The organism is Acidimicrobiia bacterium (assembly GCA_041676705.1).
Classification (GTDB): domain Bacteria; phylum Actinomycetota; class Acidimicrobiia; order Acidimicrobiales; family SKKL01; genus Actinomarinicola.
In genome coordinates this window covers 39270-54601 of record JBAYRL010000005.1, presented here as the reverse complement: position 1 = coordinate 54601, position 15332 = coordinate 39270, and the positions used below count along the sequence as shown (strand labels likewise).

Below are 15332 nucleotides of genomic sequence, written 5' to 3'. Positions count from 1 at the left end.
TTCTTCCCAAACCATAAGTAAAGATGTTGAAATTTCTATCGCTATTTCTTCTCTTCGGTTCGAGCGTGAAACAAGTTAAGGACTCAGACGTGGCAATTTACGAGCCACCCACAACGCATTGAGGAAGTATTGATGTTTAAGCGTCGATAGCGCCGCTATGAATAATTTACGAGAATCTCAAACTTCGCTGATTACCAGGTCAGCCAAGCTGGGCCTTGCCATGTTCTTAGTGGTGGCTACCCTCAGCTTGAACGTAGGTAGTGCTAGTGCGGGTTTGCTGGGCGACCTTACTGACGGACTATTAGGTGGTGACGGCAACGGTGGCTTGGGCGGCTTGATCAGCACCGAAAACGAAAATGGTGATCCGCAACTGGGTATCAATTTAGGCCCGGTCGGTGGTATCGGAATCGGCTCTGGAAATGGTGGACTAGGCGTCGATGTGTCACTTCTTCCCCAAGGCGACAAGCCGCTGGTTGGTGTTGGAGTTGACGCAGGCACCTCGAGCGGTCTGAACGTTGATGCGACGGTAGGTGATCTGGCCAAAGTTGAAGCTGACGTTGCTGCTTCTGGGAACCAAGGCCTTGGCGTGAATGTGGGGGCGCAGGTAGGTGGGCAATCGAGCGCTGCGGTAAACGCTCAAGTGAAGCCCAACGCTGGCCAGGGCAAGTCACCTGGTCTTGGGATTAGTGCTGATGCCAACGCGACGGTACAAGCTCCAGGAACAGGTCGCCCGGCCCTCGATTTGGGCCTCGGTACCGACGTTGGTCTTGGGTTAGACGGTGTGGCAGCAGGGGTTCTCCTCGATCTAGAAGCGTTAGGAATTCCAGTAGAAGCATGTCTGGAGCTTTCTCTAGGCCTCTTGCCCGAGTTGGTTTGCCCAATGGCAACCGATGGCACTCCACCTAATGACGGTGGTCCGAATCCACCTGAAACCGGTAATCCAAATCTGCCCGAGGATGATTCAACAACGCCTCCAGCTGATAACGATAACGACAACCAAGTTCCCCCGGCTCAAGATCCAGGCGACGGCACCGCAGCCGGTCAAGTACCTCGCGGCGGAAGGCTTCCACTGACCGGTACCAGCACGGCCTTGGTCGTATCGGCAGCAGCAATACTTCTCGCAGCAGGTGTCTTGCTCAGTGCACTGGGTCGGAAACCAGCCGATGCTTAATAAGTCATAGTCATTGACAGGAACAACACCCGTGGGTCGGTTCGATGGTCAGCCGACCCACGAGCTGGATTGCTGCTTTAGACGAGGACCCTCGCATTGACAGATGAAATTAATGAGATCATTGAGAATTGGCGCAAGCTCACCTTGTCAAAGATCCGCTTTGTTGACGATGAGTGGCTAGTGCCATCATGTGCTGAGCTGGCGCGGGCCGCGGTGAACGGCTCTGAGCAAGAACAGAAAAAGCACCTGGCAGCCTTAGCCGCCGCACGCAGTCGGTATCGATGGTCGCTGGAGGAAGGGCTCGAAGATCTTAAGTCTCTAGTCGAGGTGCTAGAACCAGGAGATTCCACCTTGTTGGGGTCATTCCAGGCAGCTGATATTTATGTGTCAGAGTGGCTGGAGCTTGCTAGCGCCACGTTCGAATTGAACCCCATTGACCCGCTCACCGGTCAGCCAGATTTCAGCTATTTGGAACTCCGAATGCGTGAACATTTTGAACGTCAAGAGCGCCAAACGGTTATCTCTGAGGACAAGTGGGGCGTTCTGACGGTGCACTTAGTACAACAAGAGAATGTGGAGGACCAGCTACTCAATTTAATGGCGGTGGCCAACATATTCGAGCAGGCGTTTAAAGGCTGGCCTTGTGCCCAACAAGATTGTGTATTCGTGGCCGTTGCACCCCGAAAAGTTTTGGAGCAACAACTCCATTGGTTTCAAAGCTTGGGCCACATTCGGGTTGAGTTGAGTGGGTTGCCAGCAACCTATCGTGAGTTCAAACTCGACCTCGAGCTTCTCACCGGCCCGCAGCTGTCACCTTCCTAAAATCTGTTGACCACAGAACCAATGAGGAAGAAACACCATAACTACACCTACGGAACCTAGACCTGAGAATTATTGGCGCCAATGCGACGGTTCTAGCCCAGCTCAATAAGCACGACCCCGAGGATCAACAACGCTATTCCTGTCGCCATTCGTCGGTTGAGTGGGTCATTCCAGATAGCACGGGCCAACAGTGAAATAGCTACCAAACCAACTGCTGTCCACATGCTATAGGCCACACCCACTGGCATCCCGGCACGCAAAGTGAACCCTAGGCACACAAATGAAGCCACATAACCAACCGATATTGGAATCAGCCATAGTCGCTTTCGAAAACCATCGCTGGCCCGCAAGCTGAGCGTAGCTCCCACTTCGAAACCGATTGAGAGCGCTAACCACAAGGCCGTCAATCGAGAATTTCCTTGCTAGCGCTAGTCGCTTGGCCGGTGGCAATCGTGGCACCTGATTGAACCAGCACTACGCCCACGATTATCACCACGATGCCAGCCAAGGCAGCCGAACTTAGCCGTTCGTTAAACAGTGGCACTGCCAAGAGAGCCACGAAGGCGACTCCCGCCGCACCCCATATTCCATAGACCACACCAAGGTTGGCACCGGAACGCAAAGTTAACCCGATCATCGCAAAGGTGGTGGCGTATAACACCACCACTGCTGGTAACCAGGCCACCTGATCTACCGACGCCCGCAAAATTAGCGTGCCGGCAACATCAGCCGCGATGGCACCCACCAGCATCAGCCACTTAGACAAGCTGCCGTTCCCTACAATCCATTGGGCCACCATGGCGTACCTTGCACGCGCTGCCAAACTAGCAATCGACGCCAGCTAGCACTCGCGCTCTCGCTCAAGGCGTTTGAGCAGCGAAGAAGTATCAAGACGGCCGCCACCGTCACGTTGAATCTCTTTATAGAACTGATCGACCAAAGCAGCTATCGGCAAAGACGCACCATTGCGGTTAGCCTCAGCTAGCACCAGACCCAAGTCTTTGCGCATCCAATCGACCGCGAAACCAAAATCGTATTGTCCAGCATCCATAGTGTGGGCTCGATTATTCATCTGCCATGAACCCGCCGCACCAGCAGAGATTGCTTCAACCACCTTGGACACATCGAGATCGGCTCGATGAGCAAAGTGGATACCCTCGGCTAAGCCTTGCAGCACCCCGGCGATGCAGATTTGGTTGACCATCTTGGTTAGCTGTCCCGCTCCCGAAGGACCTAAGAGCCCAATCTTGGAACCATAGGCGCTCATCACCGGCTGCGCTTGTTCATAAACATCTTCGTCACCGCCACACATTATGGTGAGCGTGCCAGCCTCGGCCCCCGCTTGACCACCAGAAACCGGTGCGTCTAGAAAGCCAAAACCTCTCTTACGTGCCGCCTCGGCTAATTCTCGAGCCACCTCAGCCGAGGCTGTGGTGTGGTCGATGAACACCGAACCGGTTTTCATGGCCCCAAAGGCGCCTTCGGGCCCCAAGGTCACCTGGCGCAAATCGGCATCAGCACCCACACAACAAAACACAAAATCGGCACCCCGAGCAGCTTCGGCGGGAGTCAACGAAGCCCGGGTTCTAGCGGTGACTTCCGGTATCGCTGCAAACTCCGTCGAGTGATCGCTGGCTAATTGACCGGCACGTATTTCGCGTAACCACAGCTCGGCGGTGGCCGTGGTGCGGTTGTAGACGGCTACTTCGTGACCACCACGTTGCACCAGGTGCGCCGCCATGGGGTACCCCATAACTCCAAGACCAATGAATGCAACCTTTGACACCGCTCACCCTTCAACATGCCTAAAAGTAGCGCCCCAATAACCGGCCGCTCCAATGAGCCAGCCACCAGGGGCTATACCAGTTGTTTCAGCAGCCCAGTATCAACGTCGTACAGGAAACCGCCCACCTTAACGGAATCGGGAATCAGGGGGTGCGAAGTTACTTTGTGAATGTCATCTCGCAAGGCTGCTTCTTGATCAACAACCATGCTGAAGGTTTGCCACCAAGCATCTTGGCCTGCGGATTCGCTCACCTTATGGCGAATTTCATCAAGGGTGGATGAACTCATGGCGCACTTTGTGTGCGGGGCTACCACAATGCGTTTCACATTCAACAAATGCACACCCAGCACCAGCGCTTCTAGGGCAGCTTCGGTGACGCGCCCACCAGGATTTCGAAAGATCTTGGCGTCCCCCGGTTTCAAGCCCAACATGCCAAGGGGATCGAGGCGCGAATCCATGCATGTCACCACCGCAATTCCAGCATGGGCCACGCCATCGAATCCGGCCAAGCCAAAGTTCTGGGCAAATTGAGCGTTCGCTTCTAGGAGATCATCAAAATCATTCACACTTTGGAACTTACCGCAAATGAACCAAAACCAGGTGAGTCGAGGCCGACTTCTCGTATTTTTCCTCAGGTGAACAGGCCTATTACGCCTTTTGGCTAGCCAGCCGGTCGTACAACACGCTTTGGTCCACCGCATCGAAATTGGTTAGACCAAGCAATGCCAAAGTGCGGTCAATCCCCTCGTGCAAATGGTCAATCACCCACAACACACCACGTTCTCCAGCGGCACCTAACCCGTACAAATAGGGGCGCCCAACCAGAACCGCTCGAGCGCCAAGAGCTCGGGCGGCCACCACATCCCGGCCCCTTCGCACACCTCCGTCAACAAGTATTTCCATGTCGTCGCCCACGGCTTGAACTGAGTTAGCCACCAGCGACAAGGCGGGCGGCGCACCATCGAGTTGGCGGCCACCATGGTTGCCCACCACCACAGCTGGAATGCCTTCACGGGCGGCTTGGCGTACATCTTCCACCGACCCCACCCCTTTCAACAGCACTGGCAGCTTGGTAATTGAGCGAATCCACTCGATGTCAGCCCACGAAAGCGCCGGGTCGAACTGCATACCCACATATGAACTTAACGCCACCGCCGAAGATCCCTCACGGGTGGGGTCATTCACAATATTGGCGAAACTAATGGGATCAGAACGAATGAAATCCCACGACCAACCCGGGTGCAGCCCACCATCGATCAAAGTGCCCAGACCTAGTTTGGGTGGAAGTGCAAAACCCCGTCGGACATCGCGTTCCCGCCGCCCCAAAACGGCGGTATCAACCGTGACCAACAAGGCCTCATAGCCCGCCGATTCGGCCCGCTCGATCATTCGTCGGACCAGATCTCGATTCTTCCACACATAAACCTGGAACCATTTGGGCCCTTGGCCCGCAGCAGCGACTTCTTCAATACTGCGTGTGGCCATGGTGGAAAGCGAATAGACCACACCCCGTTTAGCAGCGGCGCGAGCAACAGCTACTTCACCTTCAGGGTCGGCAATGCGGGTGAACCCAGTTGGTGCCAAAAACACGGCCGAAGGGTACTTTTTGCCCAACACAGTTGTTGAAATATCGATTTGAGAAACATCACGTAACACTCGTGGCTCTAAGCGAATCTGGCTAAAAGCCGAAGCATTTCCAGCGTAAGTTACCTCGTCTTCAGCAGCGCCATCGATGTAGTCAAACACACCACCTGGTAAACGGCGCCTGGCAATCTTGCGCAGATCTTCGATGCAGGCGGCGCGTGCCAATCGTCGGGCCACCAGATCGGTTTCTATAGGGGCGAAACTAACCACCGATTTCAAAGTCTTGATCATGACAAGCGACTATAAGTGACGAACACCGACAAGGTAAGGGGAAAAAGTTGAGCAGTCTGCAACCAGCTGTTGCCGCCATACAAGACGAACTCAATGCACGCGGTTTCGATATCACCGTGCAAGAGCTACCAAGCTCTACACGCACCGCGGCGGAAGCAGCCGCCACCTTGAATTGTGAGGTTGGCGCAATTGGCAACAGTTTGGTTTTCATGGCTGATAGCGAACCGCTATTGGTCCTGGCTAGTGGCGCCGCCCGGGTAGACACCAAGGTGTTGAAACAACAGCTGGGCAAATCGAAAATCAAGAGCGCCACTCCAGAACAGGTCCTTGAAATCACCGGTCAGGCCGTCGGGGGTGTTTCTCCGCTCGGCCACACCCACTCGATGCCAGCAGTCATCGATGTGGACCTCAAAAACTACGAAACGATTTGGGTGGCAGCCGGTTCGCCGAACGCGGTGTTTCCGGTGACCTTTAACGAGCTCGCGCAGATTGCAAACGCGCAACCGCTAGCCGTGCGTTAGCTCCGATAGCCTGAGGAGATGCCCCGCTGTTGTAATTGTGCCCCACCACCGAGCGCTGTTTGAACCTAGAAACAGTGTTGGCGCATGTATGAAGTTCTCCGCAACATTGCGGTTGGTCACCAGGGCGTAGTGGAACTTGCCCGAAACGATAAGGGCGAGCTGGTTGCTATTAAGCGTATGCATCCAGGCAACAATGCTGATGAAACCGGCATAGCACGCCAACGTTTTGTTCGAGAAGCTTCAATTCTGGCTGAGCTGAACCTGCCTAATGTCGTTCCTCTCTTAGAGGTGATCGATGACGAGAACGGCTTAGCGCTGGTGATGCCCTACCTCGAAGGTGGTTCGCTTCACGACCGGGTGGTGGGCAGTGGGGTACTTGAGGCCAACGAGCTATATAACCTGGCCACGCCGCTACTTCGAGCCTTGGCCACTTTGCACCGCCAAGGCATTGTGCATCGCGATATTAAACCCGCCAACATCCTTTTCGATCGGCCCGGCTCTGCTACCGAAGGCCAATCGATCCCGTATCTGATCGATTTTGGTATCGGTGCTGCCACCGATTTCACTGTTGGTCTTTCCCACACTCAAGCCCTGTTGGGCACGCCGGCCTTTATGGCCCCCGAACGTGCTCGGGGCGAGCCAGCCAGCGCCGCCAGTGACATTTATTCTTTGGGCGCCACGCTACGTTTTGCTTTAACTGGTATGCCACCTCACGGAGTGGGCGACATTGCCACTCTGGTGCAGCGCGCTTCACGAGCTGAACTTGAGCCCCTGCCGTCGGATACCGATCCGGAGCTGATAGCGCTGCTAAATCAAATGTGCGCGCTGGCACCTGAAGATAGGCCCAGCGCGGCTCAGCTTTTGGCCGGACCCTTCGGCACCTGGATTTCAGGTTCAACCTCAGGGGCGTTAGTTGCCGGGTCGGCTGGTGTAGGTTCGAAACCTTCATCGGCTTATGATGCTGGGCTATCAACGCAAAGCACCGGTATCAAAACACTTTTGGCCAACAAAAAATGGTTGCTGCCGAGCACCTTAGGCCTCGTTTTCCTTGTAATTGCGGGCCTATCGTGGTGGTTAGTTTCAGGCTCAAATCCGTCATCATCTAGCGCTGAAGCAACGCCTAACACCACTGTTGGTGACCTGGTCAGTTCGTCAACGACTACCAACCCTGCCACCACTACCGAAGTGGCATGTGTGCCCTTGCCCTATCAGGGTTGTGACGATGATCAACCGGCGCCTAACACCAACGGCGAAGAGTGCCTGGCTGGCTTTTACGATCATGACGAAGACCCCACCAATGGTTGCGAAGCGACTGGTGATCCGGTGAATGAGTTCCGACTCGCTGATGGCAGTGTTTCAGGCACCATTATTCCCGTGGGAGACGTCGACAAGGTTTTGGTGCCGGTCACCGACGAATGGCAACTTTTTTGTGACGGTGTGCTTACCCTTTCGCTGCGGGCACCAGCCGGGCTTGACCTTGAAATGACGGTCTTTAACCGGGGCAAGGAAATGGCTTCTCTGGAGGTTGGCGGCGGCTCCACCAAGAGCTTGAAAATTGGTGAACCTTCCTGTTTTGTGAACGACTCCACTACCTTGGAAGTAATTATCCGCGGTCTTCGAGGCCGCTCAAGCGAACCGTGGACGCTGGAACGATCTGGGTCTTGGTGACCATATGAATAAAGAACCATTACCGCTTCTGCCTGAATATTATGTGGCCGCTCCGCTGCTTAAACGCGCCGGGGCCCGTTTAATCGACGTGGCGGTGGTGCTGACCTGGGTGTGGGCACTTTCCATCACACAGGTTTTGTTTTACATTCCCCGCTACGCGCCCAACACCTCGGTGGGTCCGTGGGGAAAGTCGTTCCTGTTCCTGGCCAGTTTTGTAGTCTTCTACGTGATTTATGAAGCCGTATTCTTGGCCATAACTGGGGTAACCCCGGGGAAAGATGTGCTTAACCTGCGGGTGGTCAACAACGAAGATTTGGAACCACTCTCAACCGCTCAAGCCATAAGGCGGTCTCTGCCCATGACCGTGGTTTGGCTAGTGCCGTATTGGTGGCTGGCCGGTTTGTTTAATGCCGCTTTAGGTTTAACGGCAGTTTCTTCGCCGGAAAAACGCATGGCTTGGCACGACCATCTGGCCAATACCAGGGTGGTGTTCTACGACGCTACCTTGGCACCCGGAGTCGACACCGAAGAAGCACGCCGTGAAAAGATGATGGACTTTGTCCCCCGCTTCACGAGCCCGGTTCAGGTGTTACCAAGCCAAATGTTGAATTACCCGATGAACCCTACAGACTCTGAGAGAGATGCAAGGGGCTCTTCAGCATTTGAATAAATTCTTGGGCGTCAATGGGTTTCGAGAAGTAGTAGCCCTGCCCGTAGTTGCAGCCCAAACGGGCTAAGCGGCTGGCCTGCACCGGAGTTTCAATACCCTCGGCCACCGTCACGCAATCTAATTCGGTGGCGATTTCGATAATGGTGCGCACCAAACCCGAGGCACTGGCGCTGCCTTTCATTCGATCCACAAAACTGCGGTCGATTTTGATGATGTCCATGGCGAATTGCTGAATGTAGCCAAGCGAAGAATAACCGGTGCCGAAATCATCTACCGCCAACCGGAACCCTTTGCTTCTGAGCTGCTGTAAGCGATCGGCAAACTCTTGTTCGCGCTCCATCATTAGGGTTTCAGTAATTTCAATGGTGAAACGATCGGGCGAAATATCTGACTCCGACAAAATTTCGATTATGTCAGACGCAATGGCCGGATTTTGAAGCTGTCGCACTGAAAGGTTCACGCTCATCCGCAAATTAGCTGCGGTGGGGGTTTCGTCAGTCCATTCCCGCAGTTGCCGCGACGCCTCACGAATCACCCAATCTCCAAGTGCCACAATCAAGTCCGACTCTTCAGCCACTGGGATAAAGCGGTTGGGCGACAAAAGGCCACGTTCAGGATGGTTCCAGCGCACCAAAGCCTCGCAACCCGACACCTGCCAAGTGTTCAGGTCAACAATCGGTTGATAATGCAGTACTAACTGGTTTTGTTCGATGGCTTCGGTTAGCTCTAAGCGAAGTTGGAAACGTGACAGAGCGTCGGAGTGCTGGTCGGGCCGAAACACCTCAAACACATTGCCACCCCGGCGTTTGGCCAGGTTCAACACCAAATCAGCTTGGCGTAACAACTCGTCTTCACTTGAAGAACGATCAGGATCGATTGCTACCCCAACCGAAACTGTGGTGAGTACGTCACGACCGTCGATCACAAACGGTCGGCCCATTTCAATAAGAATTCGCTCGACAACCGCTAATACTTCTTCTTCGCTGTAAACATCTTCTAACAGTGCCGCAAAGTCGTCGGCACCGGAGCGCACCGCCACATCACTCACTCGTAAACAACCGCGTAGCCGGTCGGCAACCGATATCAGTAGCTGGTCGCCCACGGCATAGCCATAGCTTTCATTGACCGCTTTGAAATCGTTAATTTCAATCAAAAGGATTGCCACATGGTCAGCCCTGGGATCAATCCGTTCTAGGGCTGCCTTAATGCGGCGGTGAAACATTTCACGGTTGCCTAAACCAGTAAGCTCGTCGTGCAGCGCCTTGAATTCAAGGCCATATTCCAGTGCTCGACGGACAGTTACGTCGCGCATGTAAAGGGTTATGCCCTGCACCGCGGGCTCGGCTCGTAAATCTGAAACGTTGATATCCGCATTGCGCCACTGACCAAGCGAGGTGACTAGCTTAACTTCCAGGTCGAAGGGCTTAAATTTTCCGTTCGGAATCGAGTCGGCCAGCTCAAGGACTCTATCGACCTCATCCATTGTTACCAGTTGGGCGAAATGGGTCCCGATTAGCTCATCGGGGGTGAACCCTAAAACGCCTTCAATGCCAGGGCTAACGTATGTGAAGCGGGCATCTTCATCTAGAATTGCCACAACGTCGGGGCTTATTTGCACTAGCGCCCGAAAACGTTCTTCGGAAAGAGCGAGCCGATCTTCCGCCGCGCGACGTTCGGAAATATCGCGAGCCGTTAGCACAACTCCCCCAATCTCGGTCTCATCGGAGAGGTCACGGTTAACTACTTCAAACCAGCGGTAACCTTCCCGTTTGAGGTTAAGGCGCAAGGTGATGGCCTCATCTTCGCGGCACCAATCATCAAAGGGGGGCAACATTCCTTGCCATAGCCATTGGTCATCGGGATGAACCAAGTCATTCGGTAGAACCAAACCACCATCATTTTGGTCTAAACCCAACCGGCTAACCGCCGACGGGCTGGCATAACGACAGCGATGGCTTTGGTCGACCACCAAAATTAAATCTGAGCTGTTCTCAATGAGCGCCTGAAAACTTCGGTTGGCACGCTCGCGATGAAGCTGCTCGGCGAGCTCGGAATTTTCGGTGGCAAACGATACTTCCACCCCAAAAAGCTCAATTGCGGTCCGAACCTCTGGCGACAACGGAGTTTCGGTCGCAACCACAATAAAACCGCGTAATATGTCTTGTGTTACTAAAGGGACGAATAAACAAAACTCGTCACCCGTAGTTTCAGCCGATTCTGAATGTGCTTCAAGATCAAAACAATATGAACCTTTGATCTCTACTGAATGGCGTTTCTCCATGGCATCTAAAATTTCAGACCGGAGCTGCTGAATAGGCACGGTGGTTTCAACGGCTGCTTCAGCGTTGTGGCCTACAGCGGCAACAACCTGAATTTCCTGATCTCTTACCCGCACGATTGAAGCACGACCATCGCTCAGCCCATTGGCCAAGGCCGCCACCGTTTCTAAGGTAACGGTGTTGATCTCATCAGCCGAGTTTGCCGAGGTCAGACGAAGATTCGCAATGCGAAGCGAGCGTTCTCGCACGGTGTGTTCATCGCGTACCTGCAGTTGTGCAACGTATCGCTTTGCGAACAGTGCGCCGACGATTAAGACCACCACACCAAAAACACTGGCTTGTACCAAGCTCACGTTTATGGCTAGTTGAATTGCAAGCGCGGTTGCAGTCATTTGGCCTTTATCCAGGAAGTTCTATCGCCCTGCAACGTTACATCATTTGCATGTCGTTATTTCGGGCTACCTTGGTATATGAAATCTGGGAAGATGTAAGACGGTAGAAGCCAACGCGGCCATGGGCCACAAGGAGCATCAAAATGAATACAGCGGTAATCGTAGACGCCCTAAGAACCCCAGGCGGTAAACGAAACGGGAAGCTTTCTGGTTGGCACCCAGCCGATCTAGCTGCCGAAGTTCTAAACGCGTTAGTTGAACGTAACAACCTTGACCCGGCACTAGTTGATGACGTGATTATGGGCTGCGTCATGCAGGTAGGTGCCCAGTCGGTCAACATCGGCCGAAACGCTGTTTTGGCGGCGGGCTGGCCCGAGTCGGTACCGGCTACTTCTATTGACCGCCAGTGCGGTTCCTCTCAACAGGCAAACCATTTTGCCGCTCAGGGCGTAATGGCCGGGGCTTATGACATCGTGGTAGCGGCAGGAGTTGAGGTAATGAGCCTTGTTCCTATGGGTGCCTCAATTGGTAACGGTGTGGGCATACCCTTTGGCCCCCGCGTTGGCGCTCGTTATGAAGAAGTCGGCGGACTAGTAGGCCAAGGCATTTCGGCTGAGATGATTGCCGACCAGTGGAATCTTTCCCGTGCCGATCTCGACACTTTCTCGGCTGAATCACAACAACGTGCCGCCAGGGCTACGGCAGAAGGCCGTTTCGATAACGAGTTGGTGCCAGTGGCTGAGAAGCGGTTAGACCGCGAAACCGGCAAAGTTATTGAAACTGGTGAAATGGTAACCGCCGATGAAGGTATTCGCCCCGATACCACGGTAGAAACGCTAGCCAAACTAAAACCAGCTTTTAAAGAAGACGGCAAGGTAACCGCAGGTAACTCCTCTCAAATCACCGACGGAGCTTCAGCGGTGCTAATTATGAGCGAAGAGCGGGCCAAGTCGTTGGGTTTAACCCCGCGAGCTCGTTTCCATTCCTTTGCCCTAGCTGGGGTCGACCCGGTGACAATGCTCACTGGTCCTATTCCCTCGACCAAGAAAGCCTTGGAACGTGGCGGTTTGACCATGGCCGACATTGACATCACCGAAATCAACGAGGCTTTTGCTTCGGTGGTATTGGCTTGGGAGAAAGAGCTTCATCCCGACATGTCAACTGTTAACCCCAATGGCGGTGCCATTGCCCTTGGTCACCCTCTGGGGGCTTCGGGCTCGAAGCTTATGGCTACTTTGTTGAACGAGCTTGAGCGCACCGGTGGTCGTTACGGCCTTCAAACCATGTGTGAAGGTGGCGGGTTGGCCAATGCCACCATTATTGAGCGTTTGGGGTAGTACTAGCCGCGGCAGGTTCTAGAGTGAGAGGGGCGTACGTTATGCCCCTCTCTTTTTTATGTGCGCCGAAGGTGCCCGATGTTTGATCTGAACCCCGTCAAAGTTCTTATCGCTATTGCGGTGGCATACTTTATTTTCAAGGTCGGCCTGGTGATTTTGCGTAGCATGGCGGCACCGATGCCCGAGCCGCCACCTTCGGGTGAGATGCGCAAAGTTAAGCTTGAATACCGCTGTTCGCTGTGCGGCACCGAGGTTCGAATGACCGCCGCCCCCGATGAAGACCCTCCAGCACCCAGGCACTGCCAAGAAGAAATGGATCTAGTCGCCCCCATCGACGACTAACCACAGTTTCCACAGCCTGTGGATAACTCTGGGGAGAGTCACACCGTTGTAACTTGCGGCATTGGCAAAAGGCCAGGCGAAGCTAGTGCAATTGAGTAGCGGTGACAATACCGCCCAGGATGGCTGCTAAGCCCACAATTAGGTACCAATTGCTAGTTGCGCCGGGCAACAATCCCATGTAATTAAGCACAATTACAATAATGCCAACACCGAGCAACGCAAACATTACTGGCACCACCCAAGGTGCGGTGAAGGTGGGTTTTTGGTTGGCAGGCGTAGGAGGCGTGTAACGCGTACTGGCGGCTGGAGCGTGCGAAGCAGTGGTGTCCTCCGCAACAGCGCGCCGACGAGCATCGCCTGGTCGTGTCCCTTTCGGTGTTACCCGCCCACCAGAAGCTTTTTTGTTAATTGGCTTCGACATAACAATGAAGAATAGGCCACCGGCGCTACCAAAGAGGTAGCCGAAGCGCTACTTCCTAGTGCGCCGGAAGCTAATCATTCGCTGTCTTCGGTAGTGCTGGTAGTGGAAGAAGTGGACCCAGGCCCTTGAGAAACCACCAATTTCACCGTTGAGTCTTTGTCAACCGTGGTTCCGGCATCAGGGTCCTGCGAGATCACATTGCCTGCCGGCACACTTGGATGAGTATCAAATGACACCTGAGGACTAAGGCCTCGACTAATAAGTTGAGACTCGGCGGTGGCTTGGGTTTGATTCACCACATTTGGCACTGTCACCGTTTCTGGTGGCGGCGGACCGGTGGAAACAAAAATCACCACTCGCGAACCTTTCGCTAGCGGAGTGCCAGCGATCGGGTCAGTTCTTGTTACCTGGCCTTCAGGTACCGAGGTCGAAGCCTCTTCCTCGTCAGTCACCTGGAAACCGGCATCGGTAAGCGTCGAACGAGCTTCGGCCAGACTGCGCCCCCGCACATCGACCACGTCGACTTCTTCAGGACCATCGGAGATCACCAAGGTGAACGTGTCGCCGGCGCGCACCGTTTCACCGGCCGGTGGAGTTTGTTCAAGCACTTCACCAGCTGGGGCCTGGTCATCGTTGCGACGTGTTATCCCTCCCTCAGCCAACACCAGACCGCGCGAAGTCAGCTGGGCAATAACATCAGTCTCACGAAAGCCCACCATATTGGGCATAGAAAACGCTTCCCCGTCTTCCACTGAAACCCAAATGGTCACCTCGCTACCCTTATCGGCAGTGGCACCACCGGCTGGGTCTTGGCGGAACACGGTTCCTATGGGGGCCTCGGAGTTAACCTCGCGCTCAACCCGCTCTTCGAAACCCTTATCCCTCAAGATGGCAATAGCGGTTGCTTCGTCTTGGTCAAGCACTGTAGGAACTTCTACCTGCTCAACATCCTCGCCACCCCGCAAGCCCAAGGCTTCAGCGAACATGAACAGTAACGCCAGCAAAGCTGCGATTAGCACCACCAACCCAGCTATAAACCAGCCAGTCCGAGAAGGTGGTTCATCTTCATCCGCGTAGTCTGGTTCGGGAGCATAATTGGTGGCGTAAGCAGTTCGGGCTTGAGCCGGCACCACCGGCATAGCAGTAGTAGCCGCTGGCTGGGTGGTAGGAACCGCCGCGGTCGCGCCACCAACTGGAACACCCTCGCGAAAACGACGCAAATCACCCCGAAGCTCTTCAGCATCGGCGTAACGGTTGGCCGGGTCTTTCTGTAACAACCGCATGGTGATGGCTTCGATGGAAGCCGGAATTCGAGGATTTATAGAACTCGGTGGTGGCGGGGCTTCTTGAACCTGTTTGAAGGCGATAGAAACAGCGCTATCGCCCGAAAATGGCGGTCGGCTAGCCAACATTTCATAGAGCACAATGCCCAACGAATAGAGGTCAGAGCGAGGATCAACCCGCTGGCCTTGGGCTTGTTCCGGAGAAAAATAGGTGGCGGTACCCATTACCGAGCCCACCTGGGTAAGACTGCTTTCCGAGCTTGACTGGTCTAACGCTCGTGCAATCCCGAAGTCGGTAACCTTCACCTGGCCGCTGCTGGTGATCAGAATGTTGCCGGGTTTGATGTCGCGATGCACCACACCATTGCGATGAGCGAAGCTAAGCGCCCCAGCGACATCGATCGCGATATCGGCAGCTCGGTTCGGATGCAGCATGCCTTCGGAACGCAAAATTTCAGCCAAGCTACGACCGTCGATGTATTCCATGACGATGTAATAAGTGCCGCCCTCTTCACCCCAGTCGTAAACACCAACGATACTGGGGTGGGTGAGTCCTGCCGCGGCCTGTGCTTCACGACGGAATCGCTCGACCGAGGCCGGGTCGCCAGCGAACTGAGGGAACAGGACTTTCACCGCCACCGGACGGTCGAGTAACTGATCATGCGCCAAGAAAACATCTGCCATTCCACCTCGGGCGATTAAGCGATGCAGCTCGTATCGACCGTTGTAGATTTTGGGTTCCGCGTCGGACATTCTCGTTAGTGT

At 54.5% G+C, this 15332-nt stretch carries 15 protein-coding genes; 7 read left to right on the top strand and 8 right to left on the bottom strand.

The genetic code is table 11. From position 1 onward, the window contains the following. Positions 1–157: 157 nt before the first annotated feature. Both WC184_09020 and WC184_09015 read left to right on the top strand, forming a co-directional pair. On the top strand, positions 158–1171 hold the full coding sequence (locus tag WC184_09020; protein MFA7478021.1) for a hypothetical protein: 1014 nt from the start codon (positions 158–160) through the stop codon (positions 1169–1171). Positions 1172–1267: 96 nt separating this feature from the next. Continuing rightward, positions 1268–1993: a hypothetical protein gene (locus WC184_09015; protein ID MFA7478020.1), complete on the top strand. Its 726-nt coding sequence runs from the start codon at positions 1268–1270 to the stop codon at positions 1991–1993. 92 nt (positions 1994–2085) lie between these two features. Here the strand turns inward: WC184_09015 and WC184_09010 are convergent, their stop codons facing one another. The 5 genes from WC184_09010 to WC184_08990 form a co-directional block, all read right to left on the bottom strand. Then, positions 2086–2400 (bottom strand): multidrug efflux SMR transporter, encoded by a 315-nt coding sequence (locus WC184_09010; protein ID MFA7478019.1) that lies wholly within the window; start codon positions 2398–2400, stop codon positions 2086–2088. Then, complete coding sequence (locus WC184_09005) at positions 2397–2792, bottom strand: SMR family transporter (protein MFA7478018.1); 396 nt, start codon at positions 2790–2792, stop codon at positions 2397–2399. Before WC184_09005 ends, WC184_09010 begins: the two co-directional genes overlap by 4 nt. A gap of 42 nt (positions 2793–2834) precedes the next feature. Beyond that, positions 2835–3779 carry an NAD(P)-dependent oxidoreductase gene (locus WC184_09000; protein ID MFA7478017.1) on the bottom strand — a complete coding sequence of 315 codons (945 nt, stop codon included), beginning with the start codon at positions 3777–3779 and terminating at the stop codon, positions 2835–2837. Between the two features lie 71 nt (positions 3780–3850). Further along, positions 3851–4345 (bottom strand): carbonic anhydrase, encoded by a 495-nt coding sequence (locus WC184_08995; GenBank protein ID MFA7478016.1) that lies wholly within the window; start codon positions 4343–4345, stop codon positions 3851–3853. Between the two features lie 82 nt (positions 4346–4427). Further along, positions 4428–5654 (bottom strand): alpha-hydroxy acid oxidase, encoded by a 1227-nt coding sequence (locus WC184_08990; protein ID MFA7478015.1) that lies wholly within the window; start codon positions 5652–5654, stop codon positions 4428–4430. A 47-nt stretch (positions 5655–5701) separates the two neighbouring features. Between WC184_08990 and WC184_08985 the strand changes: the two genes are divergently transcribed. The 3 genes from WC184_08985 to WC184_08975 all read left to right on the top strand — a co-directional run bounded on the left by WC184_08985 (position 5702) and on the right by WC184_08975 (position 8513). Then, the gene (locus tag WC184_08985) at positions 5702–6175 is read left to right on the top strand and encodes a YbaK/EbsC family protein (GenBank protein ID MFA7478014.1); all 474 of its coding nucleotides are present in this window, start codon (positions 5702–5704) and stop codon (positions 6173–6175) included. An 84-nt stretch (positions 6176–6259) separates the two neighbouring features. Further along, entirely contained in the window at positions 6260–7843 is a 1584-nt protein-coding gene (locus WC184_08980; GenBank protein MFA7478013.1) for a serine/threonine-protein kinase, read from the top strand. A gap of 4 nt (positions 7844–7847) precedes the next feature. Further along, entirely contained in the window at positions 7848–8513 is a 666-nt protein-coding gene (locus WC184_08975; protein ID MFA7478012.1) for an RDD family protein, read from the top strand. Here the strand turns inward: WC184_08975 and WC184_08970 are convergent. Next, positions 8467–11184: an EAL domain-containing protein gene (locus tag WC184_08970; protein ID MFA7478011.1), complete on the bottom strand. Its 2718-nt coding sequence runs from the start codon at positions 11182–11184 to the stop codon at positions 8467–8469. The two genes, WC184_08975 and WC184_08970, sit on opposite strands and share 47 nt — an antisense overlap. 143 nt (positions 11185–11327) lie before the next feature. On the opposite strand from WC184_08970, the gene WC184_08965 reads away from it, so the two are divergent. Both WC184_08965 and WC184_08960 read left to right on the top strand, forming a co-directional pair. Next, on the top strand, positions 11328–12521 hold the full coding sequence (locus WC184_08965; GenBank protein MFA7478010.1) for a thiolase family protein: 1194 nt from the start codon (positions 11328–11330) through the stop codon (positions 12519–12521). 78 nt (positions 12522–12599) lie between these two features. Continuing rightward, positions 12600–12863: a hypothetical protein gene (locus WC184_08960; protein ID MFA7478009.1), complete on the top strand. Its 264-nt coding sequence runs from the start codon at positions 12600–12602 to the stop codon at positions 12861–12863. Positions 12864–12945: 82 nt separating this feature from the next. Here the strand turns inward: WC184_08960 and WC184_08955 are convergent, their stop codons facing one another. Beyond that, positions 12946–13284, bottom strand: coding sequence for a cell division protein CrgA (locus tag WC184_08955; protein ID MFA7478008.1), 339 nt, complete (start codon positions 13282–13284; stop codon positions 12946–12948). 74 nt (positions 13285–13358) lie between these two features. Beyond that, a complete protein-coding gene (gene pknB, locus WC184_08950; GenBank protein MFA7478007.1) occupies positions 13359–15320 on the bottom strand; it encodes a Stk1 family PASTA domain-containing Ser/Thr kinase in 1962 nt (653 codons plus the stop codon). Positions 15321–15332 lie beyond the last annotated feature (12 nt).